This is a genomic window from Eubacteriaceae bacterium Marseille-Q4139, from assembly GCA_018223415.1.
In the GTDB taxonomy this organism is placed as follows: Bacteria; Bacillota; Clostridia; order Lachnospirales; family Lachnospiraceae; genus CABSIM01.
Genome location: JAGTTQ010000001.1, coordinates 1,380,344 through 1,395,436, shown reverse-complemented (window position 1 = coordinate 1,395,436; position 15,093 = coordinate 1,380,344). Strand labels below are relative to the sequence as shown.

At 52.5% G+C, this 15,093-nt stretch carries 14 protein-coding genes; 13 read left to right on the top strand and 1 reads right to left on the bottom strand.

Going from position 1 to position 15,093, the window contains the following annotated elements; genetic code table 11:
* Nucleotides 1–146: 146 nt before the first annotated feature.
* The 13 genes from KE531_06755 (at nucleotide 147) to KE531_06695 (ending at nucleotide 13,568) form a co-directional block, all read left to right on the top strand.
* Complete coding sequence (locus KE531_06755; protein ID MBR9953322.1) at nucleotides 147–1,781, top strand: ABC transporter substrate-binding protein; 1,635 nt, start codon at nucleotides 147–149, stop codon at nucleotides 1,779–1,781.
* A gap of 136 nt (nucleotides 1,782–1,917) precedes the next feature.
* Nucleotides 1,918–2,868: an ABC transporter permease gene (locus KE531_06750; GenBank protein ID MBR9953321.1), complete on the top strand. Its 951-nt coding sequence runs from the start codon at nucleotides 1,918–1,920 to the stop codon at nucleotides 2,866–2,868.
* Between the two features lie 14 nt (nucleotides 2,869–2,882).
* Nucleotides 2,883–3,776, top strand: coding sequence for an ABC transporter permease (locus tag KE531_06745; GenBank protein MBR9953320.1), 894 nt, complete (start codon nucleotides 2,883–2,885; stop codon nucleotides 3,774–3,776).
* Entirely contained in the window at nucleotides 3,769–4,773 is a 1,005-nt protein-coding gene (locus tag KE531_06740; protein ID MBR9953319.1) for an ABC transporter ATP-binding protein, read from the top strand. Before KE531_06745 ends, KE531_06740 begins: the two co-directional genes overlap by 8 nt.
* Complete coding sequence (locus KE531_06735; GenBank protein ID MBR9953318.1) at nucleotides 4,774–5,757, top strand: ABC transporter ATP-binding protein; 984 nt, start codon at nucleotides 4,774–4,776, stop codon at nucleotides 5,755–5,757.
* 316 nt (nucleotides 5,758–6,073) lie between these two features.
* The gene (locus KE531_06730) at nucleotides 6,074–6,286 is read left to right on the top strand and encodes a cold-shock protein (GenBank protein MBR9953317.1); all 213 of its coding nucleotides are present in this window, start codon (nucleotides 6,074–6,076) and stop codon (nucleotides 6,284–6,286) included.
* A gap of 105 nt (nucleotides 6,287–6,391) precedes the next feature.
* Complete coding sequence (locus KE531_06725; GenBank protein ID MBR9953316.1) at nucleotides 6,392–7,336, top strand: transcriptional regulator; 945 nt, start codon at nucleotides 6,392–6,394, stop codon at nucleotides 7,334–7,336.
* 210 nt (nucleotides 7,337–7,546) lie between these two features.
* Entirely contained in the window at nucleotides 7,547–8,170 is a 624-nt protein-coding gene (locus KE531_06720) for a DAK2 domain-containing protein (GenBank protein MBR9953315.1), read from the top strand.
* Between the two features lie 58 nt (nucleotides 8,171–8,228).
* Entirely contained in the window at nucleotides 8,229–9,227 is a 999-nt protein-coding gene (locus tag KE531_06715) for a dihydroxyacetone kinase subunit DhaK (protein ID MBR9953314.1), read from the top strand.
* Nucleotides 9,228–9,286: 59 nt separating this feature from the next.
* The gene (gene lsrF / locus KE531_06710; protein MBR9953313.1) at nucleotides 9,287–10,165 is read left to right on the top strand and encodes a 3-hydroxy-5-phosphonooxypentane-2,4-dione thiolase; all 879 of its coding nucleotides are present in this window, start codon (nucleotides 9,287–9,289) and stop codon (nucleotides 10,163–10,165) included.
* A 16-nt stretch (nucleotides 10,166–10,181) separates the two neighbouring features.
* A complete protein-coding gene (locus KE531_06705) occupies nucleotides 10,182–10,502 on the top strand; it encodes a hypothetical protein (GenBank protein ID MBR9953312.1) in 321 nt (106 codons plus the stop codon).
* Nucleotides 10,503–10,961: 459 nt separating this feature from the next.
* Nucleotides 10,962–12,599: an ATP-binding cassette domain-containing protein gene (locus KE531_06700; protein MBR9953311.1), complete on the top strand. Its 1,638-nt coding sequence runs from the start codon at nucleotides 10,962–10,964 to the stop codon at nucleotides 12,597–12,599.
* Between the two features lie 345 nt (nucleotides 12,600–12,944).
* Nucleotides 12,945–13,568 carry a Fic family protein gene (locus tag KE531_06695; protein MBR9953310.1) on the top strand — a complete coding sequence of 208 codons (624 nt, stop codon included), beginning with the start codon at nucleotides 12,945–12,947 and terminating at the stop codon, nucleotides 13,566–13,568.
* A gap of 95 nt (nucleotides 13,569–13,663) precedes the next feature.
* Here the strand turns inward: KE531_06695 and KE531_06690 are convergent, their stop codons facing one another.
* Nucleotides 13,664–15,031 carry an MATE family efflux transporter gene (locus tag KE531_06690; GenBank protein ID MBR9953309.1) on the bottom strand — a complete coding sequence of 456 codons (1,368 nt, stop codon included), beginning with the start codon at nucleotides 15,029–15,031 and terminating at the stop codon, nucleotides 13,664–13,666.
* Nucleotides 15,032–15,093 lie beyond the last annotated feature (62 nt).

Below are 15,093 nucleotides of genomic sequence, written 5' to 3'. Positions count from 1 at the left end.
GGCATCGCCGGGGACAGAATTTCGATGGCCTTTCTCAGCCGGCGATACCCGTCAGACCCATATTTTATCCTTTATGGGAAACCATAAAGGATCCCCCTTTTTGGGGAAAATTTTTACATTATTTATACACAAGGAGAGGAACAGTTATGAGAAAACACGCATGGAAAGCCCTGGCGGCCATGTGCCTGGCTGCTTCGCTTCTCGGCGGCTGCGGCGGCGCCGTGGTAGAGGAAGCACCGGCCACGACAGCGGCAGCAGAGAGCACAGAAACCACGGCAGCCGGAACCACGGATACTGCTGCGTCCACAGAAGCTGCCGGAACATCCGCTTCCGCAGGCGGAACCTTCACCTACGCCATCGGCGGCGACACCGGAAACACCTTAAATCCGCTTACGGCAGACGACCGCTACGGCCTGATGGCAAGCAAAATGCTGTATGCACCGTTATATTTTATCAACTTGGACGGTTCCGTTGACTATATTCTTGCAGAGAGCATGGAATCCAACGAGGACGGCACCGTCTGGACCTGCAAGCTGAAACCCGACTTAAAATGGTCGGACGGCGAGCCGCTGACGGCAGACGACGTGGTCTTCACCATCAATGCACACCATGAGAACAGCCCGTCCCTCTATGTAAACGGAGAGCCGATTGTGGCTGAAGCGACGGATGAGACAACCGTTACCTTTACGCTTCCGGCGCCGTCTGCATCTGCCTTCGAGCTTCTTTCCGCGGAGTTATTCATTCTTCCGCAGCATTTCTTTGAGCCGAAGGGGACTTTTGACGTGAACATGCTGGAGGAGACCCCGGTGGGCGCCGGCCCGTATGTCCTGGACGAATACATGACAGGCCAGTACCTGTCCTTCTCCAAAAACCCCAACTACGTTCTTGGAGAAGCCAACATCGATAACATCGTTTACCGGGTCATCGAGAAGGACGACACGGCAACCCTGGCTCTTCAGAGCGGTGAAGTCGATGCATGGGTTGCATCCGCGGCAGAGCAGATGCTTCCGTACCAGAATAATGAAAACTTCAACATTTACAACTATTCCGAGGGCCGTGTGGCTTACATGATGCTGAATTCCGTATCCGAGAACATGAAGGATATGGATTACAGAAAGGGAATCATGCATGCCCTTGACAGAAACGAAATCATGATGGCTGCCTACTCCGATCCGGAGCTTTACCAGCTGGATTACACCTTCCTTCCGCCGATCAACGAATACTACACCGAAGACGTGGAAAAGTATGAGCAGGATCTGGAGCTGGCAAAAGAGCTGACGGCAGGCGGCCCGACCGAGCTGACGCTTCTTTACAACGTGGCTGACGGCGTTCAGGAGAGAATGGCCCTTGCCATCCAGGCTTCCTTAAAGGAAATCGGCATCAACGTGACCTTAAACGGCATGGAGTTTGCCGCATACTTCAATTCCTACATGGATACTACGGACGGAAGCTTTGACCTGTTCTTAAACGGATATGTCATGGGTATCGACCCCAATGCATACTCCTCCCTGTTCTCCACGGAGAAGGAAAACTACACGAGATGCAGCAATACGGAAATCGACGCACTCTGGACAGAGGCAGACATGGTTACGGACACCGAGGCAAGAAAGCCGCTGTACGCAGAGATCCAGAAAAAGATCCAGGACGAGGCGATTTTCTACCCCATCGGTTCCAACTATAAGACGCTGATCGTCAATTCCAGAATCGGAAACGTGGAAGAGGCCGGACTTGTTCCGATCTATTCCATCAAGGACGCTTCCAAGCTTACCATTAACGAGTAGGCAATCCATTCGGCACAAAAACAATGCGCCGCTCCCCGTTCTCATTCGGCGGAGCGGCGCCTTCAGAGAAAATACGGACGAATTACCATGGGCGCCAACCGGTGCGGCATGGTAATTCTGTTTGATAGGAGAAAGTATGCTGAAATATATCATCAAGCGTATTGCTCAGGCCATTCCGCTTCTGATCCTAATTACCGTGATCTGCTTTACGATGATAAATCTGGCGCCCTATGATGCCGTCGACGCGATCACGACGCCGGACATGAGTGCAGCGGAAATCGAGGCGAGAAGAGAGGCCTACGGCCTGAACGATCCGGTTTATGTCCAGTATCTTCGCTGGTTCAACAACATTCTGCACGGCAATTTCGGATATTCCCTGCTTTCCCATACCAGCATCAAATACGATCTGCTGATCCGGATCCCCAACACGATTAAGCTGGTTCTCCCGTCCTATGCGACGGCTTACCTGCTTTCCATCGTCCTGGGACTCCTTTCCGGAAGCAGCAAAAACAAATGGGCGGACAAGATCATTGACGGTCTCTGTTCCATCGGGATTTCCATGCCGACCTTCTGGTTTTCCATGATTTTAATCTATACCTTCGGCTTTGTCTTAAACTGGCTGCCGATCATGGGAATGCACACGGTCGGAGACAATTCCCTCGGGGATTTCTTACGCCACCTGGTTCTTCCGTATGTGACCCTGACGGTCGGCTTCCTTCCGGATCTGACTCGTTTCGTTCGCGGTTCGGCCATTGGGCAGCTCAAAGAGGACTATGTCATTGTCCAGAAGGCCTTCGGTGCGAAAAAGGCGGAAATCCTGTTCCACCATGTCGCCAGGAATGTCATGATCCCGCTGATTACCAAGCTTGGCATGGCACTTCCGCAGCTTGTGACAGGCGCCGTCATCACAGAGACGGTCTTTTCCTGGCCGGGAATCGGAAACTACTTTGTAAAGGCTGTGCAGGGAATGGATTACCCGATTGTCATGGCAATCCTGGTGCTCTCCAGCAGCCTTGTGATTCTCGGAAACCTTCTCTCGGATATCCTTTACTGCATTGTGGATCCGAGAATTAAATCCATGCAGTAGGGAGGTCTGGGAATATGAGCAGTCAAACAGAAAAGAACAAAAAGAAAAAAAGAAACCGAAGAGTTGAGAACGTCATTTACGAGTTTCAGCACAACAGGCAGGCCATGTTTGCCGCTGTTTACCTGATCGCGGTGATTCTCATAAGTATTTTTGTCGTCTTTGTTCCCGGGCTGGATCCGGACGGCATCGACGTTGCAAATAAGCTTCAGGGGCCGAGCATGGCTCACTGGTTCGGCACGGACAACATGGGCCGCGACTACTTTGCCCGCGTCCTCTACGGCGGCCGCGTCTCCCTCGTGGTAGGCGTCCTCGCCATGCTGACCTGCATTGTCCTGGGGGTCTTTGTGGGAACGGTGGCCGGATATTTCGGCGGGGTCGTGGACAGCCTTCTGATGCGTATCGTGGACGTGTTCCAGTCAATCCCGTGGATCGTTATGGTGACGGTTGTCAGCATTTTCTTTAAGAAAGGCCTTTTTTCCATCATCTTCGTCATCGGTATTTTTTCCTGGATGCCTATTGCGCGTCTGGTGCGGTCGGAGGTGTTAAGCTCGAAGGAGCGGGAGTATGTACAGTATGCAAAATTCATTGGCGTCAGCTCCATGACGGTCATGTTAAAGCATGTGCTGCCGTCCGTGTTCCCGACGATCATCACGGCGGCGACGGCGGCCATTGCCAGTGCCATCATGACGGAGTCGTCCCTTTCCTTCCTGGGACTTGGAATCCAGCAGCCCATGTCTTCCTGGGGCTCTCTTCTCCAGCAGGCACAGCAGTATCTCCAGATGGCGCCTTACATGGCGGTTCTTCCCGGTGTGCTGATTATTTTAACCGTATATTCCTTTAATAAACTTGGAGACGTTCTGCGTGTATTCGTAGAACCAAGAGTACAGGCAGGTGAGAAAGATGGCTGATAGCAGAGAAAAGGTACTGGAGGTCCGGGATTTAAACGTGACCTTCCATGCAAGAGGACAGGAAATCCGGGCCGTGCGCGGTGTGAACCTTGATGTTTACCCGGGAGAGATCCTCGGGATTGTAGGCGAATCCGGCTCCGGAAAATCCGTTACCATGAAGGCGGTTCTCGGCATCCTGCCGGAAAACGCTTCCATAAAGGCCGGCAGCCTGAAGCTCCTCAGTACGGAAATGACGTCTCTTTCCGAAGATGAATACCGCAGGCTGCGGGGGAAAGACATGACGATGATTTTCCAGGATCCGATGACGGCACTTGATCCCGTGATGACCGTCGGAAAGCACATGGAAGAGGTGCTGAAACGGAACCTGGGACTGAAAAACAAAGAAGAAATCCGTCAGAAATCCATAGAAATGCTGGACAAGGTGGGGATTCCCGACCCGCCCTCCAGATTAAAACAGTATCCGCACGAATTTTCCGGCGGTATGCGCCAGAGGGTTCTGATTGCCATGGCCCTCGCGTGCGGCCCAAAACTTCTGATCGCCGACGAGCCGACGACGGCTCTGGACGTGACGATCCAGGCCCAGATCCTTGATCTCCTTCAGGAGCTGGAAGAACAGTACCACACGTCCATCGTGCTGATTACTCATGACATGGGCGTTGTGGCGACGGTCTGCCAGAGGATTGCCATCATGTACGGCGGCCTGATTATGGAAACAGGAACGGCAGACGAAATCTTTTATGATCCGAAGCACCCCTATACGAGGGCGCTTTTAAGGGCAATCCCGTCCACGGAATTAAAGGAAGGGGAGAGGCTCCAGGCTATCGAAGGCCTCCCGCCTTCTCTCATAAACCCGCCGGCCGGCTGCCCGTTTGCGGAACGCTGCGAGTATGCCGAAGAGAAGTGCCGCAGAGAGCTTCCGGCTTACCATACGTTTTCGCAGACCCATCAGGCCATGTGCCATATGTGCGCGCCGGAAAAAACGGAAGGAGGAAACTAAATGGATACGGAAAAACTCTTTGAAGTCAGGGACTTGAAAAAATATTTTCCCGTGAAGCGTTTCCTCGGAGGAAAGCCCCAGTATGTCAAGGCGGTTGACGGGATCACCATGGATATCATGAAGGGCGAGACCTTCGGCCTTGTGGGGGAATCCGGCTGTGGAAAGTCCACCCTCGGCCGCACTATGATCCGCATGTACGACGTGACCGGCGGCACGGTTTCCTATAAAGGAACTGATATCACGAAGGCCACGCCGAAGGACATGAGAAAATTCCAGAATAAGATCCAGATCATTTTCCAGGATCCCTATTCTTCTCTGAATCCATTCTGGAACGTGGAAGAGATTTTGCAGGAACCCTTAAAACAGATCGGGATGCCGGAGGGCGAGCGCCGCGACCGCATCGAGTACCTGCTAAACAAGGTGGGGATGAAAAAGGACGACATGGCGAAGTTCCCATACGAATTTTCCGGCGGCCAGCGCCAGAGAATCGGAATTGCAAGAGCCCTGACCGTGAACCCGGAATTCATCATGTGCGACGAGCCAATCGCGGCTCTGGACTGTTCGATCCAGGCCCAGGTTGTCAATATGCTGGAAGATCTCCAGCATGAGATGGGGCTCACGTATTTGTTTGTCTCCCACGATCTCAGCATGATGCGCTACATCAGCACGCGCATCGGCGTTATGTATCTTGGAAATCTGGTGGAGCTGACAGAGAGCGACACTCTTTATGAGCACCCGATCCACCCGTACACGAAGGCACTTCTTTCGGCCCGTCCCGTTGCCGATCCGAAACGGGCGAGAGCCAACCGCAGGATCCGTCTGGTCGGGGAGCTTCCGAGCCCTTTAAAAGTACCGGCCGGCTGCCCGTTTGCGCCGAGATGTCCCTATGCGTCGGATGTCTGCCGAGAGACGCGCCCGGCTTTCCGCGAGGTGGCGCCAGGACATTTTGCTGCCTGCCACCGGGCGGAAGAAATCGGAGACTAAAGCAGGAACAAAAAAGCGTGCCGGTATATTTCTGCATGGATGCGGGACTTTACCGGCCGCCCTTTTCCGGCTTCATACCCGTGTGCGGCAGGCCCGGAAAAACACCGCAGAAAGCCGCCAAATGGGGATTGACACCTGCCGGAAAGTGTGATACATTAAGCTTAATTCCGATGCACTATTGAACTCACATGTTTTTGTAAGTCATTAGCTTGTTATGATGAATTGCAAAAGCATGTGAGTTTCTTAATAAACGCCCAAAATGCAGTTTTATTAGAAAGTAGTCCGGAAAATAAATTTTTATTATGGAGGTACCAAAATGAACAACGGTACAGTTAAGTGGTTCAATCCTGAGAAGGGCTACGGCTTTATTTCCAACGACAACGGCGGAGATGACGTATTCGTACATTTCTCTGCAATCGTAGGCGAGGGCTTCAAGACTCTGGAAGAGGGTCAGAAGGTTACGTTCGATACCGAGCAGGATCCGAAGAACAGCCAGAAGCTCCGTGCAGTAAACGTCTGCAAGCTCTAATCTGACAGAAAACAAATAGGCAATGAGGCCGCCAGTTCCGGGGAAACCTGAGACTGGCGGCATATTTTTAATGTCGTTACAGAAAATTTTACAGGAAAACTCCGCATGAACACAGACAAAAACAAATTACAGAAACTGACCGACATTGCCCGTATGTACTACGAGCAGGACATGACACAAAATGAAATAGCGAAGAAATATAAGGTTTCCCGCCCGCTCATCAGCCGGATGTTAAAGGAGGCCAAGACGGCCGGGATCGTGAAAATAGAAATTTTTCCGCCGTTTCCGGAGGAAAGCCTGATTATGGAACAGGCATGCAGCGTGTTTGGAATTCAGGGCGGGGCTGCCGTGGCCGGCCGCGGCAACGACAACGAAACCAACGATGCCGTATCGGAAGCGGCCGTCGGGTACCTGAAAGGGCTCAGCATGTCCAATTACGGAATCGGATGGGGCCACATTATCGGAAATCTCGTATCCTACATGGAAAAGCAGGAGCCTGTTTCGAGCCTTGCAAAAAAGGTGTGTCCCCTCATCGGAAACAGCGGCGTCGGGAACAGGAACTACCATTCCAATGAGCTGGTGCGGGTCTTCGCGCTCCAGTGCGGCGGTGCGCCGGAGTATTTTTATGCGCCCTTTGTCGTTACCTCAGAGCAGGAACGGGAGATTTTTGAGGAGCTGGAAAGCTACCAGATGATGAAGCGCACCTGGGAGAATCTGGAGGTGGCCCTCGTCAACATCGGAAACTACCCGTCGGTGCCGGATTTTGCTACGGAGGCCAGGTACGGAAGTATTCTCCGGGAACAGAAGGCTGTGGGAAAGATTTTAAACTATTACATGGATATCCAGGGCCGGATTTTCCACTCCGATACGGATTACGCGCTCCAGATTCCGCTGGAGCTTCTGCGGCAGGTGCCCCATGTGGTCGGGATCTGTTCTGCCAACACGAGCCCCAAGGCCCTGACCGGCGCCCTGCGGACGGGGCTGATCCGCCATCTGATTGCACCGGCGGACATTTTAAAGGCGGCGGCCGAAATGGCGGAGAACGGATGATATGCCCGATAGAAAAGAAAATAGAAGTTACAAATGTAACACTCGAAAATGCTAAAATATTTTTGAGTGTTATTTTTTTGTGCATTAAGCACAAATATTGTGGAGGAATATACGGAGATATTACAAAAATAGCCTTCGGACATTGACATGTGTGATAGAGAATGATACGATAGGGTTACTAATGAAACATGCTCGGAAGGGGTGACGAAAATGACAATCACAAAGGAAGGGCTCAAGGGAATGCTTTCCCGCGCAGCCGAGCTGTGGATAGAGAACCGCGACTATTTAAGTGAGATAGATTCCCGGTTCGGGGACGGCGACCACGGCGTTACCATCGGAAAAATTGCCGGTATCATAAAAAAGGATCTGGAGGAATGGGACGACGCCTCCATGTACGATTTTCTCGATGATCTGGGAATGGATATCATGGCAGTGAGCGGCGGAAGCGCAGGCCCGCTTTACGGAACCATGATCGGCGGCCTGGCAGGCCCGTTGGAGGATGCGGACGAAATTGACGGGGAACTGTTAAAGGCCATGTTTGCGGCGTCTTTGGAGTCTATGGAGGACATCACGAAGGCCAAGGTCGGGGACAAGACCATGATGGACGCCCTGATTCCGGCTGTCGAGGCGGCAAAGGCTGTGGGAGACGATGTCCATGAAATCCTTGAGGCGGCCAAGGAAGCGGCGAAAAAGGGCGCAAAGGAAAGCGAGCAGTACGTCTCAAAATTCGGGCGAGCCAGAAGCTATAAAGAGGAGACTATTGGGACTCCCGACGCCGGCGCCGTCAGCACCTCGCTGTTTTTTGAGGGGATTTGCGGCGGGCTCTCGGCTTAATCGGAGCGGAAACGAAACGGCCGCAAGGCCGGGAACATAAATGAAGGAGGAAACGACCATGAAAATGAAGAAATTCATCAATTCCCAGGATAACCTGACCCCGGAGCTTTTAGAGGGCTTTGCGGCAGCCAATAAGGATCTTGTGACCCTTGGGGATGAGCGGATGATTATCAACAATCAGTTAAAGGACGCAGACCGCGTCACCATCGTGACCCAGGGAGGTTCCGGCCATGAACCGGCCATCAGCGGCTTTGTCGGCGAGGGCATGGTAGACATTTCCGTTGTCGGCGACGTGTTTGCGGCTCCCGGCCCGCAGGCCTGCTTTGACGCCATCAAGATGGCTGACAAGGGAAAAGGCGTGCTTTACATCGTTTTGAACCATGCAGGCGACATGCTGACGGGAAACCTCACCATGAAGATGTGCAAGAAGGAAAAGCTAAACGTCATGAAGGTTGTGACCCAGGAGGACATCGCCAACGCGCCGAGAGAGAACAGCGACGACAGGCGCGGCCTCGTGGGCTGTATCCCGACTTATAAGATTGCAGGCGCAGCCGCAGCGGAAGGAAAGAGCCTGGAAGAGGTGGCGAGAGTCACCCAGAAATTTGCCGACAACATGGCGACGCTTGCCGTTGCCGTCCGCGGCGCAACCCATCCGTCCACCGGCAGCATGCTGGCTGACCTTGGTGAAGACGAGATGGAAATCGGCATGGGACAGCACGGCGAGGGCGGCGGCGGACGCCAGCCGATGAAGTCCGCAGACGAGACGGCCGAGATCATGATTAACGCCCTGTTAAAGGACTTGAGCATCAAAGAGGGCGAGAAGGTCATGTTAATCTTAAACGGCACCGGCGCGACGACGCTCATGGAGTTATTCATCATTTACAGAAAATGCGAGCAGCTCCTTAAGGAAAAGAACATCGAGATCGTGGCAAATTACGTGGGCGAGCTTTTAACGGTTCAGGAGCAGGCCGGCTTCCAGATGTTCATGGCAAGAATGGACGATGAGCTTCTCCACTACTGGAACGCTCCGTGCAATACGCCGTATCTGAAGAAATAAGGATTACACAGCGCGCTGGCGGGGGGCTTCTCCGGCAGCGCGGGGAAGGGAGCAAAGAAGTGGCAGATAAAGACGGAAACAAGCTGGCGAAGGATTATCATGTGGACGTGAAACAGGAAAACCAGCTTTTTTATGTGAAGGGGAACGATCATGCCGACTGGGGCATGAAAGACCGCCTTTCCAGGATTTTTAACCCGAAGAGCGGGCGCACCGTGATGCTGGCCTTTGACCACGGCTACATCATGGGTTCCACGGCCGGGCTGGAGCGGCTGGATCTTGTGGTTCCGAAGCTGGCGCCGGCCATCGACGTGTACATGGCGACGCGCGGCGCCATCCGCACCTGCGTTCCGCCGACCTTCAACAAGGCGCTGGCTCTGCGTGTGACGGCAGGAAGCAGCGTCCTTGACGACGACATGAGCCATGAGGTCATCGGTGTGGACGTGGAAGACGCGATCCGCATGAACGCTGCCTGCATGGCTGTCCAGACGTTCATCGGGGCGCCTGGTGAAAAGGCATCCATCGACAACCTCTGCAAGACCATCGATGCGGGAAACCGCTACGGGATCCCGACGCTCGGCGTTGTGGCAGTCGGAAAGCAGATGGAGCGGACGACGAAATTTTTCCTGCTGGCAACGAGAATGTTAGCAGAATTTGGAGCGAACATGGTGAAGACCTACTACTGCGAGGACTTTGAAAAGGTCGTCGCGGCCTGCCCGGTGCCGATTGTCATGGCCGGCGGGAAGAAGGTGCCGGAGAATGAGGCGCTTGAAATGGTTTACCGTGCGGTTTCCGAGGGGGCAGCAGGCGTGGACATGGGAAGAAATATCTTCCAGGCAGAAGACCCGCTTGCGATGGCGGAGGCCGTTGCCAAGGTAGTCCATGAGGACTTCAAGGCGGCCGAGGCCTATGAGTATTATTTAGATAGAAAAGAAAAATAAGAGAGGGGCAGAAGCTATGGCAGCAGAATATATGCACATCGGGATCCCGATCACAAACAAAAAGCCCGGCATGACCTACAACGAAGGCATGAAGTTCTGGGTCAGCAATGTGGACGATTATGATTTTAAGATCGAATACCTGAAGTTTGAGGAAGGGACGCCGTTCCCGGAAATCCTTCACCATCATCCCCATGTGGCTTACAAGGTGGACAACCTGGAGCACTACGTCGAGGATGCGGATCAGGTGATCTGCGGCCCCATGGAGGCCGGCCCCGGCGCAAGACTTGCCTTTGTTATCAAGGACGGCGCCATCATTGAGTTGTACGAGCAGAAATAATCGTTTTCGGAGTGAAACGCCGCCGCGGCCTTCCGTTTTGGGAGGTTTCGGCGGCGTTTGCTGGCCGGAAGGGCTTTTTGGCAGCAGGAAAAGAGGAAAAAACAAACAAAACCCTTGCAAAATCAGGGATTTCCTAATAGAATAAGAGCGTAACTTCAGAGGGGAATGAAAAGCCCCTCTTTTTGACGGAGAAATTCCGAAGGCATGCGGGTGTGAGGACGGCGGCAGTGCGTCCGGGGAGATGGCGCGCCGGTGCGTCTGGCCTGAGCGTTTTGCGGCCTGAGAGCTGGTGCGGCGGTGTGGCGGCCTGGGCCGCGAGGATGCCGCTGGCCGGGGAGTCAGCGCGCCGCGGGTTCCCGGCGCCCGGGATGTTGCTTTCGGCCGGTGCGTCCGGCATTGCGCTCGTGGGATGCCCCGCTTCCCACCTTGCCTTCGTGGAATAAAAAAGGAGAAGAAAGAATGATAAGTGCCAATAATGTGACACTGCGTGTAGGAAAAAAAGCATTGTTTGAAGATGTCAACATCAAGTTCACCGAAGGGAACTGCTACGGCCTGATCGGTGCCAACGGCGCCGGAAAGTCCACCTTCCTAAAAATCCTGTCCGGCCAGCTTGAGCCGACAAACGGTGAAATCGCCATGACGCCGGGCCAGCGCCTTTCCTTCCTCCAGCAGGATCATTTCAAATACGACGAATTCCCGGTCATTGACACGGTCATCATGGGAAATAAGCGTCTCTACGATATCATGAAGGAAAAGGACGCCATCTACATGAAGGAAGACTTCACCGACGAGGACGGCATCAAGGCCGCCGAGTTAGAGGGCGAGTTTGCCTCCATGAACGGATGGGAGGCCGAGTCCGACGCAGAAAACCTGTTAAACGGCCTTGGCGTAGAGACAGAATTCCACTATAAACTGGTAAAAGAATTGACAAGCCCCCAGAAGGTAAAGGTGCTCTTGGCCCAGGCGCTGTTCGGAAACCCGGACATCCTGCTTCTTGACGAGCCGACGAACCACTTGGATCTCGACGCTATCGCATGGCTCGAGGAGTTCTTAATCAACTTTGAAAACACGGTCATCGTGGTTTCCCACGACCGCTATTTCTTAAACAAGGTCTGCACCCAGATTGCCGACATCGACTACGGGAAAATCCAGCTCTATGCCGGAAACTATGATTTCTGGTACGAGTCCAGCCAGCTCATGATCCGCCAGATGAAAGAGGCAAATAGAAAGAAAGAGGAGAAGATCAAAGAGCTCCAGGAGTTCATCCAGCGGTTCTCTGCGAACGCCTCCAAATCCAAGCAGGCGACGTCGAGAAAGCGCGCCCTGGAAAAGATTGAGTTAGACGAAATCAAGCCGTCCAGCAGAAAGTACCCGTACATCGACTTCCGCCCGTTCCGTGAGATCGGAAACGAGGTTCTCTCCGTGGAAAACCTCACGAAGACCATCGACGGCGTAAAGGTGTTAGACAATATTTCCTTTACTCTGGGACGCGAGGACAAGGTGGCTCTTGTGGGCCCCAATGAGCTGGCAAAGACAACACTCTTTAAGATTCTCATGGGCGAGATGGAGCCGGATTCCGGAAGCTACAAGTGGGGCTTAACCACGAGCCAGTCCTACTTCCCCAAGGACAACAGCGCCGAGTTTGCCAACGATGACACGATTGTAGACTGGCTGACCCAGTATTCGCCGGAAAAAGACGTGACGTATGTCCGTGGTTTCCTGGGAAGAATGCTGTTTGCCGGTGAGGACGGCGTGAAGAAGGTGCGCGTCCTTTCCGGAGGCGAGAAAGTGCGCTGCATGCTGTCGAAAATGATGATTTCCGGCGCCAACGTGCTGCTGCTCGACGAGCCGACCGACCATCTGGACATGGAGGCCATCACGGCGTTAAACAACGGCATGAAGAAATTCCCCGGCGTCATGATTTTCTCCTCCCGTGACCACCAGATCGTCCAGACCACGGCCAACCGGATCATGGAGATCATCGGCGGCAAGCTGATCGACAAGATCACTACCTACGATGAGTATCTGGAAAGCGACGAAATGGCAAGGAAGAGATTTACGTTCACCGTTACGGAGAGCGAAGAGAACGACGATTGATTTGCTGTATAGAAGAAATAGAAAAGGCAGTCCTTTTTCCGGCGTGTGCCGGGAGGGGGACTGCCTTTTTGTCATGTCTGCGTCCTGAAAAATAAGTATTATTTATGTGAATCCTGTGATATAATACTTATACAGACAGCATTCCTGATCATATAGGAAGGAGAGCGGATACAAGTATGACAGTTGATAGAAAAGTGAGCAGTATCGAGTCCAGTTTTCGGATGGAAAATATGAAGTTTGATAACGAATGCCGAAATAGAGTTGCTGGAATCCTTTCCGGAAGAATTTCATCGGCCGAGGCCATATCGGAGTTAAATAAAAAGTACGGTGTATCCAAAGCAAAACGTGAAAGATCAAGAATATAATTATTTTTATGATGACTGCTGCGATAGAAAGTATTGTTATCCGGGTACGAATGTTTTAAGAAATAAATTAAATATTCGAGATCTTGAAACATTACGTGATGCTGAAAGAGATTATTCAGCAGTCCGCCAGGCAGAGCTTGATAATAAAGGCGTTACTGGTGATTTTTCAATCAAACATCTTTGCTCGATTCATAGACATCTTTTCCAGGATGTTTATTCGTGGGCCGGAAAAATAAGAACTGTCGATATATCGAAAGGGACAATGTTTTGCTTGGTACCGTTTATAGAAACACAATTTGATGAGTTATATCGAAAATTAGTGAGAGAAAATTACTTAGCAGATATAACCGATAAAAAAGAGATGTCAATTCGTTTGGCATATTATTTAGGTGAGTTAAACATGATCCATCCATTTCGTGAGGGAAATGGACGAACGCAAAGAATTTATATTGAGCAATTATGCAAAAATAATGGTAGATTTGAGCTTGATTTTTCGGAAATAACAGGCGATGAAATGCTTCACGCAAGCATTCAGTCGGCGAGATCAGATAATGATTTGTTAGAAAAAATTATTTTCAAGTGCCTGACAGAAATAGGAATCTGAGAAAGAACGGAGGAGCAAAGCTTCCTGTTCAACAGCAAAAAACGCTGCCCCTTTTTACGGTGACAGCGTTTTTTATATTCAGGCATTGATCCTTTTTACACCACAGGAATCGCCGGCTTTTTCAAAATCCGCTTCATGGCCAGCAGATAGACGATGATGGACGCCAGCGGCCCGAACACGTCGGAAAGCGGCTCGGCGTAAAAGGCCGCTTTTGCGCCGAACATGGCCGGCAGGATGAAAAGAGCCGAGAAATAGACGAGCTTTCGGAAAAACGAAAGCGGCAGGGACAGCCGTACCTGCCCGATGCCTGTGAAGCCGTCCACAATCTCATACTGGATGCCCAGCGGGATGACGGACAAAGTACAGACGCGGATGGCCCACATGGCTTCCTCAGCCAGGGACGCGTCGGAAGTAAACAGGCGCACAAACAGCGGCCCGGCGGCTGTCCGCGCCAGGACGAATAGGAGTGCCGTGTAGCCGGCTGCCAGGATAAAAATGTATTTCTGCGCTTCTTTCACTCGGTTCGGCTGGTTCGCGCCATAATTGAAGGCCAGGATTGTCTGCGTCCCGCCGGTGATGCCGCCGAGAGGCATGGTGATGATTAACATAAAGCTTTGGACAATGGTGGCGCAGGTGACGAGCAGATCGCCCTCTGCTGGCCCGCCGTAATTCTGGAGAACGGCATTCATGGCGATAATCATCACGTTGTCGATGGCGATGATGATGAACGGCGTAAAGCCGATGGAAAGGATTTTCCGCATGATTTTTAAATCATATCCGCCGAAGGTGATTTTTACAGGCACCTGCTTCCCGAACAGGAAGGCAAGGACGAAAACACAGCTTGCCACCTGGGAAAGAACCGTCGCAATGGCGGCGCCGGCGACACCCATGTCAAAAAGGAAGATGAACACGGGATCCAGGATGATGTTTAACACCGCGCCGATCAGCACGGAAAACATGCCGGTCTTTGCAAAGCCCTGGCAGATGATAAACTGGTTCATGCCGGTGGACATGAGGGCGAAGAACGTCCCTGCCAGGTAGATGGAAAAATATGTATTGGAATAGGGGTACGTGGTGTCGCTGGCCCCGAACATCCGCAGCATGGGCTCGCGGATCGGGAAAATGGCCGCAACCATCAGCACGGAAAACAGGATCAGAAGCAGGAAGGAATTGGCGAGGATTTTCTTCGCCTGCGCCAGGTTCCCCTCACCCATTTTCATGCTCATAAGCGGCGAGCCGCCGACGCCGACTAAAAAGGCGGCCGAGCCCACCATGGTGACAACGGGCCCGCAGACGCCGACGCCTGCCAGGGCCACGCTGCCGACTTCCGGGATATTCCCGATGTACATCCTGTCCACAATGCTGTAAAAAACGCTGACAAACTGCGCCAGCATGCTCGGAACCGCGATTCGGAACACAAGCTTTTTGATATCGTCGCGCCCGAGATCATTTTCTAAGGCCATCTTTCGTTTCCCCCTGTTGTTCTGATAGTCGTGCGGACAAGGAAAATGTCCATGGATAATCT